Origin of the sequence: Microcoleus sp. T3_D1 (assembly GCF_036700405.1) — a bacterium.
GTDB lineage: Bacteria > Cyanobacteriota > Cyanobacteriia > Cyanobacteriales > Microcoleaceae > Microcoleus.
Genome location: NZ_JAUBOV010000003.1, coordinates 107,320 through 124,711, shown reverse-complemented (window position 1 = coordinate 124,711; position 17,392 = coordinate 107,320). Strand labels below are relative to the sequence as shown.

General features: G+C 45.8%; 10 protein-coding genes and 2 pseudogenes. 7 read left to right on the top strand and 5 right to left on the bottom strand.

Going from position 1 to position 17,392, the window contains the following annotated elements; genetic code table 11:
• Positions 1 to 31: 31 nt before the first annotated feature.
• The 3 genes and pseudogenes from QT992_RS03105 to QT992_RS03095 form a co-directional block, all read right to left on the bottom strand.
• On the bottom strand, positions 32 to 580 hold the full coding sequence (locus QT992_RS03105) for an HD domain-containing protein (RefSeq protein WP_333316425.1): 549 nt from the start codon (positions 578 to 580) through the stop codon (positions 32 to 34).
• Positions 550 to 990 carry an NUDIX domain-containing protein gene (locus tag QT992_RS03100; protein WP_333316423.1) on the bottom strand — a complete coding sequence of 147 codons (441 nt, stop codon included), beginning with the start codon at positions 988 to 990 and terminating at the stop codon, positions 550 to 552. The genes QT992_RS03105 and QT992_RS03100 overlap by 31 nt, the downstream gene beginning before the upstream one ends.
• A 115-nt stretch (positions 991 to 1,105) precedes the next feature.
• Positions 1,106 to 1,283 (bottom strand): annotated as a pseudogene (locus QT992_RS03095) (IS66 family transposase); the annotation flags it as partial.
• Between the two features lie 399 nt (positions 1,284 to 1,682).
• Here QT992_RS03095 and QT992_RS03090 point away from each other — a divergent pair.
• The 7 genes and pseudogenes from QT992_RS03090 to QT992_RS03060 form a co-directional block, all read left to right on the top strand.
• On the top strand, positions 1,683 to 1,979 hold the full coding sequence (locus QT992_RS03090; RefSeq protein WP_333342316.1) for a hypothetical protein: 297 nt from the start codon (positions 1,683 to 1,685) through the stop codon (positions 1,977 to 1,979).
• Positions 1,919 to 2,680, top strand: coding sequence for a hypothetical protein (locus QT992_RS03085; protein WP_333376536.1), 762 nt, complete (start codon positions 1,919 to 1,921; stop codon positions 2,678 to 2,680). Before QT992_RS03090 ends, QT992_RS03085 begins: the two co-directional genes overlap by 61 nt.
• A gap of 195 nt (positions 2,681 to 2,875) precedes the next feature.
• Positions 2,876 to 3,064, top strand: a complete 189-nt coding sequence (locus QT992_RS03080) for a hypothetical protein (RefSeq protein WP_333316417.1) — start codon at positions 2,876 to 2,878, stop codon at positions 3,062 to 3,064.
• A 93-nt stretch (positions 3,065 to 3,157) separates the two neighbouring features.
• Positions 3,158 to 5,332, top strand: a complete 2,175-nt coding sequence (locus QT992_RS03075; protein WP_333316415.1) for a lipoxygenase family protein — start codon at positions 3,158 to 3,160, stop codon at positions 5,330 to 5,332.
• Between the two features lie 304 nt (positions 5,333 to 5,636).
• Positions 5,637 to 6,971, top strand: coding sequence for a hypothetical protein (locus QT992_RS03070; RefSeq protein WP_333342320.1), 1,335 nt, complete (start codon positions 5,637 to 5,639; stop codon positions 6,969 to 6,971).
• 322 nt (positions 6,972 to 7,293) lie between these two features.
• A complete protein-coding gene (locus QT992_RS03065) occupies positions 7,294 to 9,030 on the top strand; it encodes a hypothetical protein (protein WP_333342322.1) in 1,737 nt (578 codons plus the stop codon).
• 169 nt (positions 9,031 to 9,199) lie between these two features.
• Positions 9,200 to 10,231 (top strand): annotated as a pseudogene (locus tag QT992_RS03060) (DUF4419 domain-containing protein); the annotation flags it as partial.
• Positions 10,232 to 10,303: 72 nt separating this feature from the next.
• Here QT992_RS03060 and QT992_RS03055 read toward each other — a convergent pair.
• Both QT992_RS03055 and QT992_RS03050 read right to left on the bottom strand, forming a co-directional pair.
• Complete coding sequence (locus tag QT992_RS03055) at positions 10,304 to 11,518, bottom strand: transposase (protein WP_333316410.1); 1,215 nt, start codon at positions 11,516 to 11,518, stop codon at positions 10,304 to 10,306.
• 667 nt (positions 11,519 to 12,185) lie between these two features.
• The gene (locus tag QT992_RS03050) at positions 12,186 to 16,973 is read right to left on the bottom strand and encodes an nSTAND1 domain-containing NTPase (protein WP_333376534.1); all 4,788 of its coding nucleotides are present in this window, start codon (positions 16,971 to 16,973) and stop codon (positions 12,186 to 12,188) included.
• Positions 16,974 to 17,392: the final 419 nt, after the last annotated feature.

The following is a 17,392-nucleotide window of genomic DNA, read 5'->3' as shown; positions in this document are numbered from 1 at the left end:
TGCCACGAAGGCGGATATCTGCGGTTAATAATTACTTTAGGGCGGCACGCAACTGACTGAGAACTTTTTTGTATTTTGCAATGCGTTGAAAATCTGCCTCTGTCGGATGGGCGATGCGACGCAGATCGAGGTTATGAGTAACATCAGCGATTTTGACTGGCAGTGCGATCGGGTTGGCAATCACACGTTCTAAATAAGCTGCATAAGCTTCTCCTTCTATTTTGGTAATCGCCTCAATCGCCGAGACGATAACTTCAGGAAAACCTTCGCTTCTAAGTTGCTCAAGTGTAAGTTCAGAATCTTCGACGGCATCGTGTAGAACCGCTACGATTTTCTGGTCTAGAGAATTTACATTTTCCATCACAAATAGCGGATGATCGAGATAGGGTTTGCCTGCCTTATCAATCTGCCCCTCATGAGCTTTGGCTGCGATGGCGATCGCCCGTTGTAGTAATAATTCGTAATCGAAATTCGTATTTGACAGCATCGTAAAGAAGTTCTCTATTAAAGTTTCAGTCCCCTCGCGGGGAAAACGTAGTGTGGGAGTTTTTATTTTAAATATTCCTGCAACAATTTCCACGCCATTTGAGTACCTTCCCCGGCATTGACTTTTTCAAAGTCTACATCTTTTCTCAAAACTACCAAACCCACACCTTCTTTGATTTCTATTTTATCACAATCGCTAACTCTCGCCAAAAAAAGGTGGTTGTCTTGTAAAATTTTTCTCTCTTTTTGGGTCTTTTGGTGAGTAAAAGTTGTGATAAAGTCCCTTTGGTAAAAATTGGTTGTGAGGCAAGTTTCTTCCTCCATTTGTCGCATGGCTGCCTGCTGTGGACTTTCTCCAATGTCCACGCCACTACCAAAAGTAGAAAGCATTCCTTGACTGGCAATACCGGGAATATTATCTCGCAGTTGTGCCCCAATCTGACCGTTGGGGATTATGAGAAAAATGCGTAACTGCTCACCGCAACTGCGTTGCGGTATCGCCAAGGATATCAGCGATAGCTACGCACTCGAGTTGTAGATGGTATTCCAGAAAAACTTGCCACAAGCAAGAAGGAAGTTTGTGGAACACTGGTTGATTCAATTTATTTCAACGAAAAGTTCAGTTGTATTGTAAGCCGGGAGGACTACGACCCGAAGACAGACAGTAACTCGTACAATTGTGCGCTCGCTTCCCCACCTTGGGGCCGGACTGTTTCTAAAAAGCTAAACATTTGGGCTACTAATTGAGCGCCCCAATCACTTCGCCCTCCTCCAGTTACTTTCCGATGCACGACCACGCTTGCGTAAACGGAATTTAGCCCCTGCGGGGTAGTCCCGAAGAGAGCTCGCGCATACGAGCTATAGGTTTGGCCACTTCGCTCTGCTCACGGGTGTAGCCATCTAACTTAAGATGGTCTTAAGGCTTTTTAGGAATGAGAATTAAATAACTTCCACTCTTGAAAGTGGGATGGGCGTCCCGCCCGTCCAAAAAGGACGGGCGGGACGCCCATCCCACAATAACAATTAAAATTGTAAGTTATTTAATTCGCGCTCCTTAGAGTCAGAGCATCAGAGAATTGTACTCATGCACATCGAAAGAGTCCCCAACCGCAATTCCCCACCCTTTGGTCCTCTTACGACAGTCTGATCGAGAGCAGGGAAAAGTGCGCTGGCGCACTCTAGCTAACCTCTAAAAATTGCCGGATGATGCCATTGAAGGACTGCGAATTTTACTCAAAGGTGGCAGTGCGCTCGATCGTTTAGAATCCCCCTTTGAAATTCAACGTTCCTTACCCCACGGCCATCTGGCTGCGGTGTTAGGCACGCTCAAAAATATCGGGCTCGAATCATTAATTAGCGATCGAGCCAGCCGCCAACGGGATGCGAGTCACCGCGATGCGGGATGGCACGCATTATCGACCCTACCTCAAAATTGGCCAGAGCACGCGGACTATCGCCAGATACCTCTAACAGCACACTTAGTGAAATCTTAAAAGTTCAAGATGCTGATGAATCGGAGCTTTATGAAGCAATGGATTGGTTGTCACAAAGACAAGCAGAAATCGAACAAAGCATAGCAGCCAAACACCTATGTGAAGGGGGCCTAATTATTTACGATTTCACTTCCACATATGAGGAAGGAACCACCTGTACCCTGGCTCAATATGGCTATTCGCGGGACAAAAAGAAAGGGAAATTACCCATCATTTTTGGATTACTTTGTAACGCTGCGGGAGACCCGATTGCTGTCGAATTTGTTGAAGGTAATGTCAATGATGCTAAAATCTTAAGTTTGAGCCTAGAAAAAGTCCGATTTATCATGGCGCAAGCTCACCGAGTGCGATCGCACGTGTTTTTGTGCTTGCTAGCTTATGATGTGGAATGGCAGATGCGCCAGAGATTAGCGCCGTTGCTATTTGAGGAGGAAGATTGGTTAGAGCCTTTTGAACCTACGGAGGTGGTTCTCCCGAATAAATCCCAGACTCCGGCCAAACGGAAGGCTTCAACTCAACGTACTTCGGAAAATTTTCCGGTGCAAAGTTTTCGGACGTTACTCACCAATTTGGCGACGATTACTAAAAATCGAGTGCAGCCTAAATTGGGGCGTGTTTCAGTTAGCTTTGATAAGCTGACGATACCGAATCCTTTACAGCACAAAGCCTTCGATTTACTGGAAGTTGCTCTGACTTTGTAGTCATGTATCACGTGAGGGCTCTCACCCCGAAACACCGCAAGATCGGGGTTTAAAACCTCTGGCGAGCGAGTGTGTGGGGTAAGTTCCGATTAAAGAATGAAAGCTAGTCATAGAGAAGCTTTGAGAGTTTTCGGAGATGTCTAATTAACACCACTCAAGTTTTATCTCCAACACACTCAGGGAATAGAACGAGTGATGAGCTACTATCGCTCTCGCATCGCATCCAACCCCGACGACATCCAATTTTACCATCAGACATTGACAATTAAGCCAGATGATGATACTAGCAATTGGCATCTAGGTAATGCGTTAGCTCGACCAAATCGCTTTGATGATGCGATCGCCTCTTACCAAACCGCACTCCAATATCACGGGGTGAAATGAGCAACCGTACAGAAAGTTATGCGCTTGGCTGAAACGATATGGTAAGCTCAAGCTTAATCGCTAAATAAATCTCTCACCACTACAGGAGGGCATATGCCTTTATCTTCGGGAAATCAAAATTCTGCTTCGAGCAAAAACACCTTAATCAACACTCTCTTAACACTTTATAAGTTCGTCAAATTTGGTTCCAAATTTTTTCCAGGCAAATATAATTATAATTATGATTATATTCCCAGCCTCGCTATGACAACTTCGCCTCCATTGCCTTTGATTAATCTCAACATACCCAGTCAAGAGCTACCCAATATAAAATGGGTAACGCTAGTCATGCAACAAATAACAATTTTGAATGCGAATAAAGCTCGACATTTTGAGAATGACATCCCATCTTTTAGCGTGGGTGATAGCACAGAAGAAAATTCAGGGGTCGATCACCAGATAGAAGTATTAAAAAATACTGAACAAGAAATTGAAGCGGCTGATAGTAAGGAAGATTTGAAAAATATTGCTTGGAAAATAGCCTCTGCTGCCAAAGAAATTACGCAACAGGTTTCTCCTGAGGGAGTATCTTTCAGCGTAGGTGATAGTGACTCAGTAGAAAGTTCTGAAATTGATGAGCAGCTTAGAGAGATAGATGAGCAATTTGCTCAAGCCTACCAATCTAGTGAAACTTCAGAGGCATTAGACTTTAGTATTGGCTCTGACTTGGAAGATACGTCAGGAGACTCGCTGGATTTAGCTTTCAGGGAAATTATTAAAGAAAACATGAAATTGTTGGATTTAGAAAGTGAGCAAAGTGCAGAGGTATCTTTTTCAATAGGAGGAGGTGAAGATTTGCCCAGCCTGGAGGATTACGATCGCTTATTTGTAGATCTCCGCTTACCCCAGATTAGCAAACGCTTTCAAGAAGATTTGATTTTTGCTTATATGCGAGTTGCTGGGCCAAACCCACTTATGCTCCAGCAGCTATCAGAAAAAGATCAACCTTTGCAGGTTACCAACGAAAAATATCAGCAAATAATCCAAAAATTTAAGTTTTCCGACTCACTTGAAGCTGCTCTGCGAGAAGGCCGACTTTATAAAGCTGATTATTCCATGTTAAAAGACATGGCACAGGGGAGTTTTCCAAACAACGTCAAAAAATACCCTGCTGCGCCTGTAGCATTATTTGCGGTTCCCCCAGTTAATAGTTCATCTCGTTCTCTAATCCCAGTAGCTATTCAATGCCAACAACCTTCTGTAAGTAAAAATCCACCAGTATTTACGCCGCTAGATGACGACAACTGGATGGTAGCTAAAACCATTGTTAATATGGCAGATGGCAACTTCCACGAATTAGTTAGTCATTTAGGTCGCACTCATTTATTTGTAGAACCTTTTGTTCTAGCTACTAAGCGGATATTGCCAGAAAATCACAAATTAAGAATTTTGCTAGATCCTCACTTTGAAGGAACTATCTTAATCAATTACGGGGCTCATAAAAAGTTAATTGCTACCGGAGGAAAAGTAGATGAGCTTCTAGCTAGCACTATTGAGAACGATGGAGTTATTGTCGTTGAAGGAGCAAAAAGCTATCTGCAACACTTCAATGATGTAATGTTTCCCAAAACCTTGACAAGTCAGGGTGTCGGCGACAGCGCTCAGTTACCTGATTATCCTTATCGAGATGATGGACGGCTGATTTGGGAGGCTCTTCATACCTGGGTTAGTGATTATTTAAGGATTTACTACCCTAGCAACCAAGAAATACTCAAAGACAAAGATTTACAAAACTGGGCAACGGAATTAGTTTCCGACCAAGGGGGTCGCTTAAAGGAGTTTGGAGAAGATGCTTCAGGTGCGATTAAAACAGTCGATTATTTAATTGATGCTGTCACGAGTGTCATTTTTACCGGAAGTGCTCAGCACGCTGCAGTAAATTTCCCTCAATCCGAATTAATGAGCTATGCGCCGGCTTTTCCTTTGGCCCTCTTCTCCCCAGCACCTACAAGTCCTGAGGAACAAGGGAACTTTATGAGTATGCTACCTTCGGTAGACCGCGCCCAAACCCAAATTGAGGTAGTTGGTTTACTGGGTTCGGTATATTACACGCAGCTAGGTCAATACAACAAAGGACACTTTAAAGATGCCAAAGTCAAGTCATCTCTGGACAAATTTCAAAATCGGCTAAGAGATATTGAAATGGAGATTAGCAAGAAAAACTCTTCCCGGCTCATGCCTTACAAATTCTTGCTACCTTCTCAAATTCCCCAAAGTATCAATATTTAGCTCTACTTTATTGATTCAGGCAGCGCCACCAAAAGTAGATAGCTGCCTGATAACATAGGCCCAGAAGTAGAAACAAAACACCGCCCTCAGAAACCAGGTTCGTTTACCCAACCGTTCATACCAATTTAATGTGAAGTTGCATATATTTCGCTCCCCCTCGCATACCCCCTACTCCCCCTTAATAAGAGGGAGTTTGACCAAGCTCTTGTCCCCCCCCTTAATAAGGGGGGTTAGGGGGGATCAGATTCTATGCAACCTCATATAAAATTGGTATCAGCCAGTTTTTCTTAAATGAGTAAATGCCATGCCAATTGAAAAAGTACCTAATACTTCCTTGAATTACTATCTGATTGCCTGTGATAAGGATGGCAACGAACGCGATGAAGCTGATGGGAAGAAACTCAGCGAACAAATCTTCTCAGCGCTAGCCACTGAGCCAATCACAGATGTATTCCTTATGAGCCACGGGTGGATGGGCGACATTCCCGCAGCGCGACAGCAGTACAACGACTGGATTGGCGCAATGGCTAAACAAACAGCCGATATTGAAAAAATCAAAGAGGCGCGATCGGGATTTCGTCCCTTAATGATCGGGCTGCACTGGCCTAGCAAGCCTTGGGGCAATGAAGACTTGACAAGTGGTTCGGTGTCCTTTGACGTGAACGACGAAGATCCAGTTGAGGGGTTAGTAGATGAATATGCCTCGCGCATCGCTAACACTGAAGCAGCACGGCAAGCCCTGCAAACAATTCTCAGGGCGGCGAGCGAAGACAGCACAATTGATAGCTTGCCACCAGAGGTAGTGAACGCCTACCAAGTGTTGAACCAAGAGGCTGACTTGGGTAGCGAAGGTGAAGGTGCGGCACCGGGTTCGGATTGGGAAGGTTTCGATCCAGAAGCCATCTATGAAGCGAGTAAAGATGAACCAGTAAGTTTCAGCACCGATAGCAGCTCAGTCTGGGATAAGGTTTTAGACCCCCTGCGGGTACTGTCTTATTGGAAAATGAAAGAACGCGCTCGCAAAATCGGTGAAAGCACTGGGTTCAACTTGTTAAAAACACTGCAAGAGAACGCTGCTGAAACGGTGCGATTCCACCTGATGGGTCACAGTTTCGGATGCGTTGTTGTCTCTTCCATGCTCAACGGTCCGCAAGGGAAGGGTACGTTAGTCCGCCCAGTGAATTCTCTGGCGTTGGTACAAGGCGCTCTATCGCTCTGGTCTTACTGTTCAAAGATTTCATACGAACGCGATCGCCCCGGTTACTTTAATACAATCATCGCTCAAGGTAAAGTCGCAGGTCCGATCGTTACAACTCACTCCTACTTAGACTATGCAGTCGGCCGGATGTACCCCCTAGCTGGAAAGACTGCCTTTAGTGCTGTGGACTTTGCCCCCGGTCAATTGCCTAAGTATGGTGGAATTGGCAGCTTTGGTCTAGGCGGAGATGACCTCGCAGCGGAAAACATAAACATGCTCCCCTGCGAGGCCTCGTATCACTTTAAACCGGGCAAAATCTATAACCTCGAAAGCAGCGAGTTTATTTGTGCGAACCTGGGAGGGCCAACAATGGGTGCCCATTCCGACATTGCCAAGCCGGAAGTAGCTCATGCTGTGTGGTCGGCAGCTTATTCCAGTTAACCGCCAGAGTTAGACCCAGGAAAACACGAACATCCTCGGCCCACCTGCCTCTTATGATTTTAAACCGGGCAAAATCTACAACCTAGAAAGCAGCCAGTTTATTTGTAACGAGGATCTCGGAGGAATGGGCACAGGCTAATCCGACATTGCCAAGCCGGAAGTCGCTCATGCTGTGTGGTCGGCAGCTTATCCCAGTTAACCGCCAGAGTTAGACCCAATAGAAACTCAGCAAGTCCTTGTTTGAAAGGCTCGTGGGGTTTCTATCTGTTTTATTCACAAATTAAATGCCGATTGTTAGCGCAACCAACAAGGAACCAAAAATATGAACGAACAAGACCTGTTATTTTTCAATGGGATTAATGGCTCGACGGGCGATTATTTGCTGCCTCCTATGACCCCTGAGCAAGTAGCTAGGATTGCCATGGGCGAAGAATTCGATCCAGACCAATTACAAGATATCGAGCTAAAAATTCGAGAAAAACAAGAGCCTGATTTTGCTCCGATAGAGGGAGTAGATCCCAAAGACCTCGCACAAACAGGTTGGGGAGTAGTTTTCCCTGGCGGTGACTCTTCGGAAATAAAGGAAATCCGAGAAGCGCTCAGCGAACTATTAAATCATCGCAAAAAGCAAGCCACCCAAAAGCACGAGCATTACTACAAGGAATACATCGGCGTCAAGGGCTATCGTCCAGGCGAGTCAAAAAAGAACTTCCTGGCGCGTCAGGGAGTAGGGCCAGGTCCTGCCGATCCAGACAAAATGCCGTATTACCTGCTGATTGTTGGCGATCCAGTAACAATTCCCTATGCCTTTCAGTCCCAGCTCAGCGTTCAGTACGCAGTGGGTCGCATTCACTTTGATACGCTACAGGAATACGCGCAGTACGCTCACAGTGTAGTAGAAGCTGAAACTAGCAATTTATCCCTATCCCCTAGCGCTGCCTTTTTCGGTGTGTGCAACCCAGGAGACGCTGCCACTAATCTCAGCACTGAACACCTCATTCAGCCGTTATCTGAATGGGTGGTCAAAGAACATCCCAACTGGGATGTGAAAACGATTCTTAAAGAAGAAGCAACCAAAGCCCGCTTGGGGCAATTGCTAGGAGGCAGTGAAACCCCTAGTTTGCTTTTCACGGCCAGTCATGGCATGGGCTTTGACAAGGGCGATACGCGTCAGTTGCTCCACCAAGGCGCACTGCTGTGCCAAGACTGGCCGGGGCCGGGTCGTCCAGGGGCAAAGCCGATGAGGGAAGATTTTTACTTTTCTGGGGATGATATTGGCGAACAAGCTCGGCTTTTAGGAATGATTGCTTTTTTCTTTGCCTGCTATGGCGCAGGCTGCCCCCAATATGATGAATTCGACGGTCACAAAAAAGCTTCACGACCAGAGATTGCGCCGCGCTCGTTTCTTGCCCGCTTGCCACAGAAACTTCTGAGCCATCCCAAGGGAGGTGCCTTAGCTGTAGTTGGTCATATAGATCGAGCTTGGGGCTGTTCTTTCTCTTGGTCAGATATTAAGGGTTCTACTCGAGATGCCATTCAGACAGCAATAGAGCGCAGGCAGATAGCAGTTTTTCAAAGTAGCGTGAAGCGCCTGCTGGAAGGCCATCCAGTAGGCTCGGCATTGGAGTATTTTGACGAGCGCTATGCGGAAATTTCCTCCGACCTCAACATTGAGTTAGAAGAGATTAAGTTTGGCGCGGAGCCCAATCATGCGAGTTTGGCTGGGATGTGGACGGCTAACAATGACGCCCGCAACTATGCGATTATTGGCGATCCAGCAGTGCGGCTAGTGGTCAGTAGTAGTAAAGATGCCAGCACCACTCGCCCTACGATGGAACCTGTGCAGTTGCCTGCTGGCCTGGAACCAAAGCCCGCAGAAAGCAGCGCGGACTCAGTGGCTGGTGAAATTGACCTCAAGCAGGCTCAGACACAGCTCATAACATCATTAGAGCAATTTGTCAATACGGCGCCAAAGACTCCAGTTGACAGCGCCGAAACCCTGCAAACAGCAACATCAATAGCCATCAATCTGTTGAATGTGTTGAAGGGATTGAGTTAATAGCGATCGCACCTAAGTGACCGGCTGCCGGGACTGTTACCGCGCAGCTTTCAGGTTGCTAGGGAGCGATCGCAACAGCAGACTGCCGTCCTCGTTTTGGTTCGCATAGTGCTACTTGGGTACATAAAGCTGAGTCTAAGATAGGGACTATACGAATGATTTACCATCTATGTACAATCCAGTCACAAATTCTGAAGGTACCAGCACCGCGATCGCCAGAACTTTTGCTGTTTCAAAGGTATCTCCCACAACCACCCCCTTGCCTGAAATTCCTTACTATGAAGCAGTTGCAGAGTTTTTAGGTAGACCGATCGAGGCTTGTTGTCGATATCGCGGGCAGTTGGTGGAGAGGGTTGATTCGTATCATCCACTCATTGGAGCACTACATACAGCTTTTGCCTTTCATCATCCAATTTGCCTTTCCCCTGACATAATTTGGCTAACCTTAACACAGGGACTAGCACAGCACATTAACATGAATGCCGAAGAACTTCGTCATCACTTTGTGCAGCATTCGGGAAAGTTGAAGATTAAGGTTCGCCGTGATGACTTTGTGAAGGGTTCGGCCGACAACCCTTGGGCAGAAGTGTTCGGGGAGTTTTCCGAACAAATTCACCAACATATTGGCAAAGCACACGAGTTAATTGTGGCTAACTTCTCAACCACAGGCCCTATTGAACGTGCTGCCTCGGAAGTCGTATTGCTAGATGCAATGCAGTCCTACTTTGAGTACGAGGTAAGCAGCTTCTGTGGTATACCTACGATTAAATTGGAGGGAACGGTAGAGGATTGGCGTTCTATTGCACAGAGGGTGGAAGAGTTTGCTCGCTTTGGTTTGGAGTGGTGGATTGAGCCGCTACGACCCATTCTAAAGGAATTTGTAGCCGCCGCTGAAGGCAGTGTGAATACCGAGTTTTGGGATTCCATTTACAAGTACCAAGGACCAGAGGGAAGTGGCTCGCCCTATATTACTGGATGGGTTGCTAAACTATTCCCCTACATTTTGAATAATCAAACATCAAAGTGGGAACGAATGTTTGAAGGCAAAACTCCTGAGCCACCATATCTACGCAATCCCTGGTTAAATTCTGAGCTGTCACCAGCTATAGAAGCACGGGGTGCTTTTCCCAACCTGCCGTCTAAGGTTCCATTCAACTGGGATTACCTCGGGAATGTCTACGAAATGGAGTTTGTTGCTGGATTAATTGGTGTCAGTCAAGAACCAGAATCTCTGTGTCTGCGACCAGAAATTGGCTGGTTGACACTCCTCGACCTAAAGGTGCGAGGATTCTTGCGTCTTCGGGATTCCAATGAATTTACCCTCAACAAGCATCTTGACCGTATGCCCTACGGTTGCAAGTCCGCGTATTGCGACTACTTGAGCGGCTGCAACATCTCTATCAGTTGTATAGCCGCAATTTGAACAAATATGAGTACGTTCTGAAAGCTCTTTCTTCCCTGTTTCAAAACTACAACTTGGGCAGATTTGACTCGTTTTACGGCTATTTACTTTTTGAAAATAGACATCACGCTTCAAACAAGTTTGCTCAAGGATATTGAAGAACTGACCAAACCCTGCATCTAAGCAATGTTTACCCAATATTCCACGAGATAAGCCGACAAGATTTAAGTCCTCAACAAACACCATTCCAACGTTGTCACAGATTTGATGAGACACCTTGCGATGCCAGTCTTTACGGCAATTAGCGACGTACTCATATAACAAAGCAACTTTTTTCTGGGCTTTCTTCCAATTGTTCGAGCCTAATCGTTTTTTGGAAACGCGCTGTTGCAGCAATTTAAGCTTGCGTTCGGCATCTACAAAAAATCTCGGACGGTTAATCAAAAGTCCATTAGAAGTTGCAACAAAACTGGTCAAACCTACATCTATTCCTACTGCATTTCCATGTGGTGTTATTGATGGCACGGATACATCCCATTGGATAGTTAGCATCACATACCATCCAGAAGCCCTCTTAACTACACGCGCTTGTTTTACTACTCCTCCATCTGGGATATCCCGTGATAGACGCATTTTAACTGCACCAATAACAGGGAATTTAACAAAGCCGTTAAGCAATGGGTTTTGCCCTAACTGCGGAAAAGAAAAAGACCTCATCCGTCCAGGTTTTTTAAATCTTGGGAATCCATGATTCTGTTCCCACATAGAGACAAAAGCCTTCTCAAGTCGTCTGAGTGTCTGTTGTAAAGATTGAGCGTTAACACGCTTTAAATACTCGTTATCTTTGCGTACAGCAGTTAAAGACTTACATTGACTTGCAAAGGTTGGACGTGGTGCATCAGCAGGAATGATATAGCAGCTTTGAAGGCTACAAGCGTTAACCTGACAACTACGAGACTTATACCAGTCTTTTCGTTCAGCTAAAGCATAGTTATAAACTCGTCTATGAGTTTCTAACCATTCTTCAAACATCGCTATTTGGCTTTGTGTTGGCTTTAACTTGAATTCGTAAGTTAGGTTAAACACTTTTATTACCTCCTGACCTTATTATATACTATTTATACTAATCGCAGTAACATTTTTTAAAGTCGCCCGCTTAGTGCGAGGCTCTGACCCCAAAATTTTCTGGTAGTAATGGAAGCAGAAAGGGAGGCATTCCCGACGAAGTGAATAAAGTATTTGTAGGGTGTGTCTCCACGCACCCTACAAATGCTGCTACAGGTGAGCGGAAATAAGTTAGCAATTTGAAATACCCACAATCCTTACGGAATTAGCTATTTTGACATACTCCCCTGCCTAAAGGCGAGAGGATTCTTAACACTTCATCGACCAATGCTACCGAAGTAGTCTTACGAGGGCCTCCATGTTCATTTTAAGTCGTGGCAATGCCCTATCCAGACTATATGTATCGTTTTGTTTGAAAAACATTAACAATACTTTGTTTTGCTTCCAGGTTGGATTTTAACCATTGCCCTTGGGTCTTTCCCTATTACTGGATCAGTCCCGGTTTCAACTCAAGATGAGTATATATCGCTGCAATCTTAGGTGGGGATTTCAACCAATTAAACTATAGCATAAAGCCGTCCTAAAAGGACGGGGCTTGCATCCCATTTTCTCGGTCATTGTAGAGATGTCTATTGTTATAGGGCGATCGCCACAGAAGACTTGCGTCCTCGTTTCGGTCTGACGCTTCCTACTTTTTTGGTAAATTACTAGCAGTGCCAATACCATCACAAACGTGACGTTCTTCAGACATAAGTTCGGAATCAGGATTATTAAGATAGTCACGTACCCAAGTGCAACCCCGCACCATCAGCTCATCTAATCCTTCAACCCGCCATAACTTAACAGTCCCATCTTCACCAGTCGTAGCTAAAAGCTTGCCATCGAGACTAAAACCGACGCTCTTGACCTCACCTTTATGACCTTTGAATACAGCTACCTCTTGACCGGCTACATCCCACAGACGAGCAGTTGAGTCAGATCCCGCACTCGCTAGCAGCTTACCATCGTTACTCCAACGGAGTTTCTGTACTGCACCTATATGACCTTTTAATTCCTTTAATTGATTACCTGACAAATCCCACAAACGGATAGTGCGATCGCTACTAGCTGTAGCCAGTTTTTGACCGTCATTGCTCCAAATGACGCTGTTGATCCAGTCTCGATGCGCGGGGAATTCTCTTACCTTCTGACCAGATAAATCCCACAAACGTACAATGCCATCCGCTCCTGCCGTAGCTAAAAGTTTGCCATTCGGGCTAAAACTGACACTCAGGACGGCACCTTCATGACCTTTTAATTCTCTTAATTGCTTACCAGACAAATCCCACAAGCGAGCAGTGCCATCCTTTCCTGATGTAGCTAAAAATTTACCATCCGGGCTAAAGTTTAGACCCAAAACTGGACCTTTATGACCCTTTAATTCTCTCCGTTGCTTACCAAATAAACTCCACAAGCGAGCGGTGCCATCCTCTCCTGATGTAGCTAAAAGTTTGCCATTCGGGCTAAAACTTACCTTCCAGATTATACCTTTATGACCTTTGAATTCTCCCAACTGCTCACGTGATAAATAATCCCACAGGCGGACAGTGCCATCAGCTCCAGCAGTCGCCAGGATATCGCCATCCGGACTAACACTGACACTCCAGACAGTGCCTTTGTGCCCTTTGAAATCAGTTAACTGCTGGCGGTCTTGCAAATCCCACAAGCGGACAGTGTTGTCGTATCCTGCACTGGCCAAAAGCTTGCCATTTGGGCTGAAAATAACACTTCTAACCGCATCTAAATGTCCTTTAAATTCCTTCAATAGTTTTCCATTCAAATCCCAAAAGCGAACAACGCCGTCTTTGGAACCAGTGGCAAGGTTCTGACCATCCGGACTAAAACTGACGCTAAACACCCAGTCTTTATGTCCTGACAATTCTCTCAACTCTTTTCCTTTCAAATCCCACAACTTGACGGTGCTGTCCATAGAGGCAGTGGCAAGTTTTTGACCATCGGGACTAAAACTAACACTAAACACCGTATCTTTATGGCCTTTAAATTCGCTTAATAGTTTTCCGTTCAAATCCCACAACTTGGCGGTGCGGTCTCCCGAACCCGTAGCGAGAGTCTTACCATCAGGGCTAAAACTGATGCCCCACACTTTTTTATCCTTACTGGTATTATGGGCAGGAAATTCTTTTAATAATTTGCCCTCCAAACTCCATAAGCGAACCATGCCATTTCCAAAACCAGTGGCAATAGTCTGACCATTAGGGCTGAAAGTGATGTTAAATACCCCCTCCTTCTGCTTAGGAAATTCTCTCATTAGGTTTCCTTTCAAATCCCACAATTTTGTAGTCCCATCCTCACCACCAGTCGCCAGTAGCCGACCATCCGGGCTAAAGTAGATATTTCTAACACGCTCTTTACTCACTCCAAATTTAATTAGTTCTTTGCCATGTAAATCTGACAAACGAACTGTGCCATCAACTCCAGTACTCGCCAGTAGCAGGCCATCAGGGCTAAAACTGACATCAGTAACTGAGCGTTCATACGCTTCTAGGCGATTGAGTTCTCTGACTTCAGAAGTTACTTTGTGCAGCCTGCCCATTACTTCATTGATTAAGGTTGCTTTTGATATCCACAGGTGCTTAACTTCTTTTCCAGCTTGTAAACTTCCTATCAATGCCTTTAATTGATCTGTTGCCAACTTAGCTTCTGAGGAAGCACTTAACGCCTGAATTCGCTCAACTTCTGCTTGCCGCCACTGATATCCCGCAAAGATAGCAAATCCAGCAAAGACAAAAGCTGAGCTGACAGCGGCGAAAAGCAGGCGATGTCTGCGTTGTTTTTCTTGCCTGCGGATGCGATCGCGCAACTCCAAACAAGCCAAGACATATTCAGATTCTTCTTGGTTGAGATGCACAAATTTGGGCTGTTTCAACAGCACTTGTGCATCTTCTAATCTTCCCCCCTGATGGATTAAATAGCTGTTTTGGTCTGGTTGCTCCCGGTGCTGGTGCCAATCTTCTGCCGCCTGATTTATGTTTTCTCGCAGTTGCAAGTCGCTGCGGTTCTGGCTCAACCACTCCTGCAACGTTGGCCAATAGCGGATTAAAGCTTCATGGGCGACTTCTACTTCTTCCTTCCCGGTAGTTTCGTTCCGACTGGTAACGACTAGCCGTACCCCTTCACCAGCTAGCTGCTGTACCAACTTCTTAGTCTCTGCCAGATTGCTCGCACTGGACACGAGATCCTCTAACTCCACTCGCTGGCGGGTGTCCCGTCGCTTCTCTCCCTGTATGGCATTCTTATCCAGGCGAGTTAAGCGCAAGAAAATATTCTGGATTTGCTCTTGTTTCTTAGCTGGTAGGCTATTGTAAAAATCATCAGCAGTTTTAGCGATCGCCTGGTGGACTTTACCAATCGCTTGGTACTCCTCATCGCACAGCCAGCGTCCGCGCCGTCGCTTCCACAGTTCCTGCAACGCATATTGCAGCAGCGGCATCGCCCCTGGCTCCCCCTGCACATCATTGAGAATCGCGTGACTCAAGCCAGCTTCAAAGCGCAGTCCCCCCCTGTCTGCCTGCATCTTCATCGCTGTAATCAGTTCCGCAGGTTCCATCGGCCCAACCAATTTTTGTCGGGTTTCAATCCGCTTTCTCAGTGGGGGGTAGAAGGTACACTCTCCTAAAAAGTCCGCCCGCATCGTTATGACAACTTTTCGGCGTTCGGCAAGGTGAAACAACTTGTCGATAAATTCTTGCCGATTGGCTTTATCCTCGCAGAGGGTGAACAGTTCCTCAAATTGGTCTACCACCAATATTGAATGCTGTTCCGATACCTTTAACAGTATTTCTAATTGTTTCAGCGGCTCGTTGCTCGGTGTGATGCGAACCGACTGTAGGCTTGGCTCCTGCTCTTTAAGCTTAGGAATTAGCCCAGCTAGCACTACGGATGATTTGCCGCTGCCCGAAGTACCGATAACAGCTAAGAAATTATCCTTCGCCAGTTCCTTTTGTAAATCTCTAATCAGCTCATCGCGCCCAAAGAAGAACTTGTGGTATTGTTCCTCAGCAAAGGAAGATAGACCGGGAAAAGGACACTCAGCCTTGTATTCTGGTGGTTGTTTGCCCAAAGCGGAGAGAGCATCAAAGCTAATTTCGAGGACTTGATCGCACAGGTTATCGATCTCTACTATTGCCTGCTGGCGCTGTTCACGCGCTGTGCGTGAGTCGGCTCCTTGGGTATCTTTGAGGATCTCTACCTGCGTTTTAAACCTCTGCTTGAGTACCGAAGCATTAGGGGCGCGTTCTACGAGGAGTTTGCTCAGCTTTTCAATACCATACTGGATTTCCTCGTCGGTTAAATCTCGATCGTCAAGCCGATCGCTAAATAAGGGACGCCCACCCAAGCGGCTAAACAAAGCCGGGACAGCAATATCATGCCGCTTTCCCAATCCGGCTGTTGCCTCTTGTAGCGCCGTATCTACCTCTCCTGACTCTCTGAGTCGTCGATAAAAGTTCTGTCCTAGAGCCAAGCCTGTCTCTACGCTCACCTTGCGAGTCATCGCTACTACAGCAGGCATCCCCAAATTTCTGACCAATCTTTGTCCTAATCCACCTAATCCTGCTTCTGCTCTGGGGTCGGCACTTTCGCAAGTGCACAGGAAGGTAAAGTGAGGTAAGCTCCTCTGATGATTACCGATGTTCTTGAGCTCTGCCAGAAAATCTTCTCCCGTAACTGGCTGAACTTGGTTATCGGCTTTTGCCCAGTACAGAACTGTTTCTCCATTATCCAGCAGCTTGCCGTGGGCGACAAAGTGCAGCAATGTGTATGGTTTCTTGGCGTTAGTCAGTTGCTTAGATAGTTCTTGTAAGGTTGGCGGCCCGATCGCACCTGCAACATCATTTGCCAAAATTTCGTAAGGAATTTCACCAAGCGCTTCCTTGACTCCAGATAAGACAGCTTCAACGTCAAAAGGTGCTAATTGAAACTTGCCGATATTAGAGGGACTCGCTACCAGCACCAGTGCCCGCAAGTCGCGCCGTCCAATGGGGGGAAAGCGCCGATCGATAATAGTAGGAATGTACAAGGAAAAGGGAACGCGCTGGTTGCGGGCTAAAAGATGCCACTCTCCATCGGCATCAATCGGAGCGCACAGCCTTTCCCAATGCAAGGTTTTGATAGGGTCATTGTCAGCCGCTTCGATCGACAGCAAAATCCGTAACAAGGAGTCCTGACTACTTTTGGATAGGGCACGAACAAAGGTGTCGTACACAGCCCCTTGAAACAAAGCTTTGCCAAGATGGGTGCCGTATTCCCTCTCGTTTTCTTGCTGTTGAGTGAGTTTGTTCAAGTCCTCCTGATTTAGCTCAAGAGTTTCTTTTGAATGGATGGTTAGTCCGTCCGGTTGCTTACACCTGACAACAATGGGCCAGATACTCTCGCCTGATTTGCTCTGAATGGTAATCTCAAACTCAAAGACGTTCATGGGTCATTTCCTCTCATTATTTCTCGCTCTTTATATGGTCAGATAACGAATTATTTTCCATTCTTAAAACTAATTGATTATTAAATATAAAACTGGCATAACCTAATTATTGAAATACCTAGGAACATAGAGAAGGAAGTACATCGCTTTTATTTGTTGATAAAAACCTATTCATGTTTCTCTCTTAACCAAACTTACCCACTTTAAGTTAACATGTGGTAAAATGAGGGGATAAATCCACTGCTATTGAATATATCGACTTTTCGATGGCGACGCAAAACGCATATAGCTGTAACGAAGCACATCGCATTCAACTGATTTAAATTAACGTGACACAACGGATGCAAAAAAAAATGGCAGAATGCGTTGCCAAATTGAAAAATTACACCGCGCACTCAAACACTTAACAGCTAGAGAAG

Bases quoted from the DNA above. Each gene is read 5' to 3' on its own strand.
- QT992_RS03080 (WP_333316417.1), top strand. From the start codon at position 2,876: ATGAGCTACTATCGCTCTCGCATCGCATCCAACCCCGACGACATCCAA.
- QT992_RS03075 (WP_333316415.1), top strand. From the start codon at position 3,158: ATGCCTTTATCTTCGGGAAATCAAAATTCTGCTTCGAGCAAAAACACC.
- QT992_RS03070 (WP_333342320.1), top strand. From the start codon at position 5,637: ATGCCAATTGAAAAAGTACCTAATACTTCCTTGAATTACTATCTGATT.
- QT992_RS03065 (WP_333342322.1), top strand. From the start codon at position 7,294: ATGAACGAACAAGACCTGTTATTTTTCAATGGGATTAATGGCTCGACG.
- QT992_RS03050 (WP_333376534.1), bottom strand. From the start codon at position 16,973: ATGAACGTCTTTGAGTTTGAGATTACCATTCAGAGCAAATCAGGCGAG.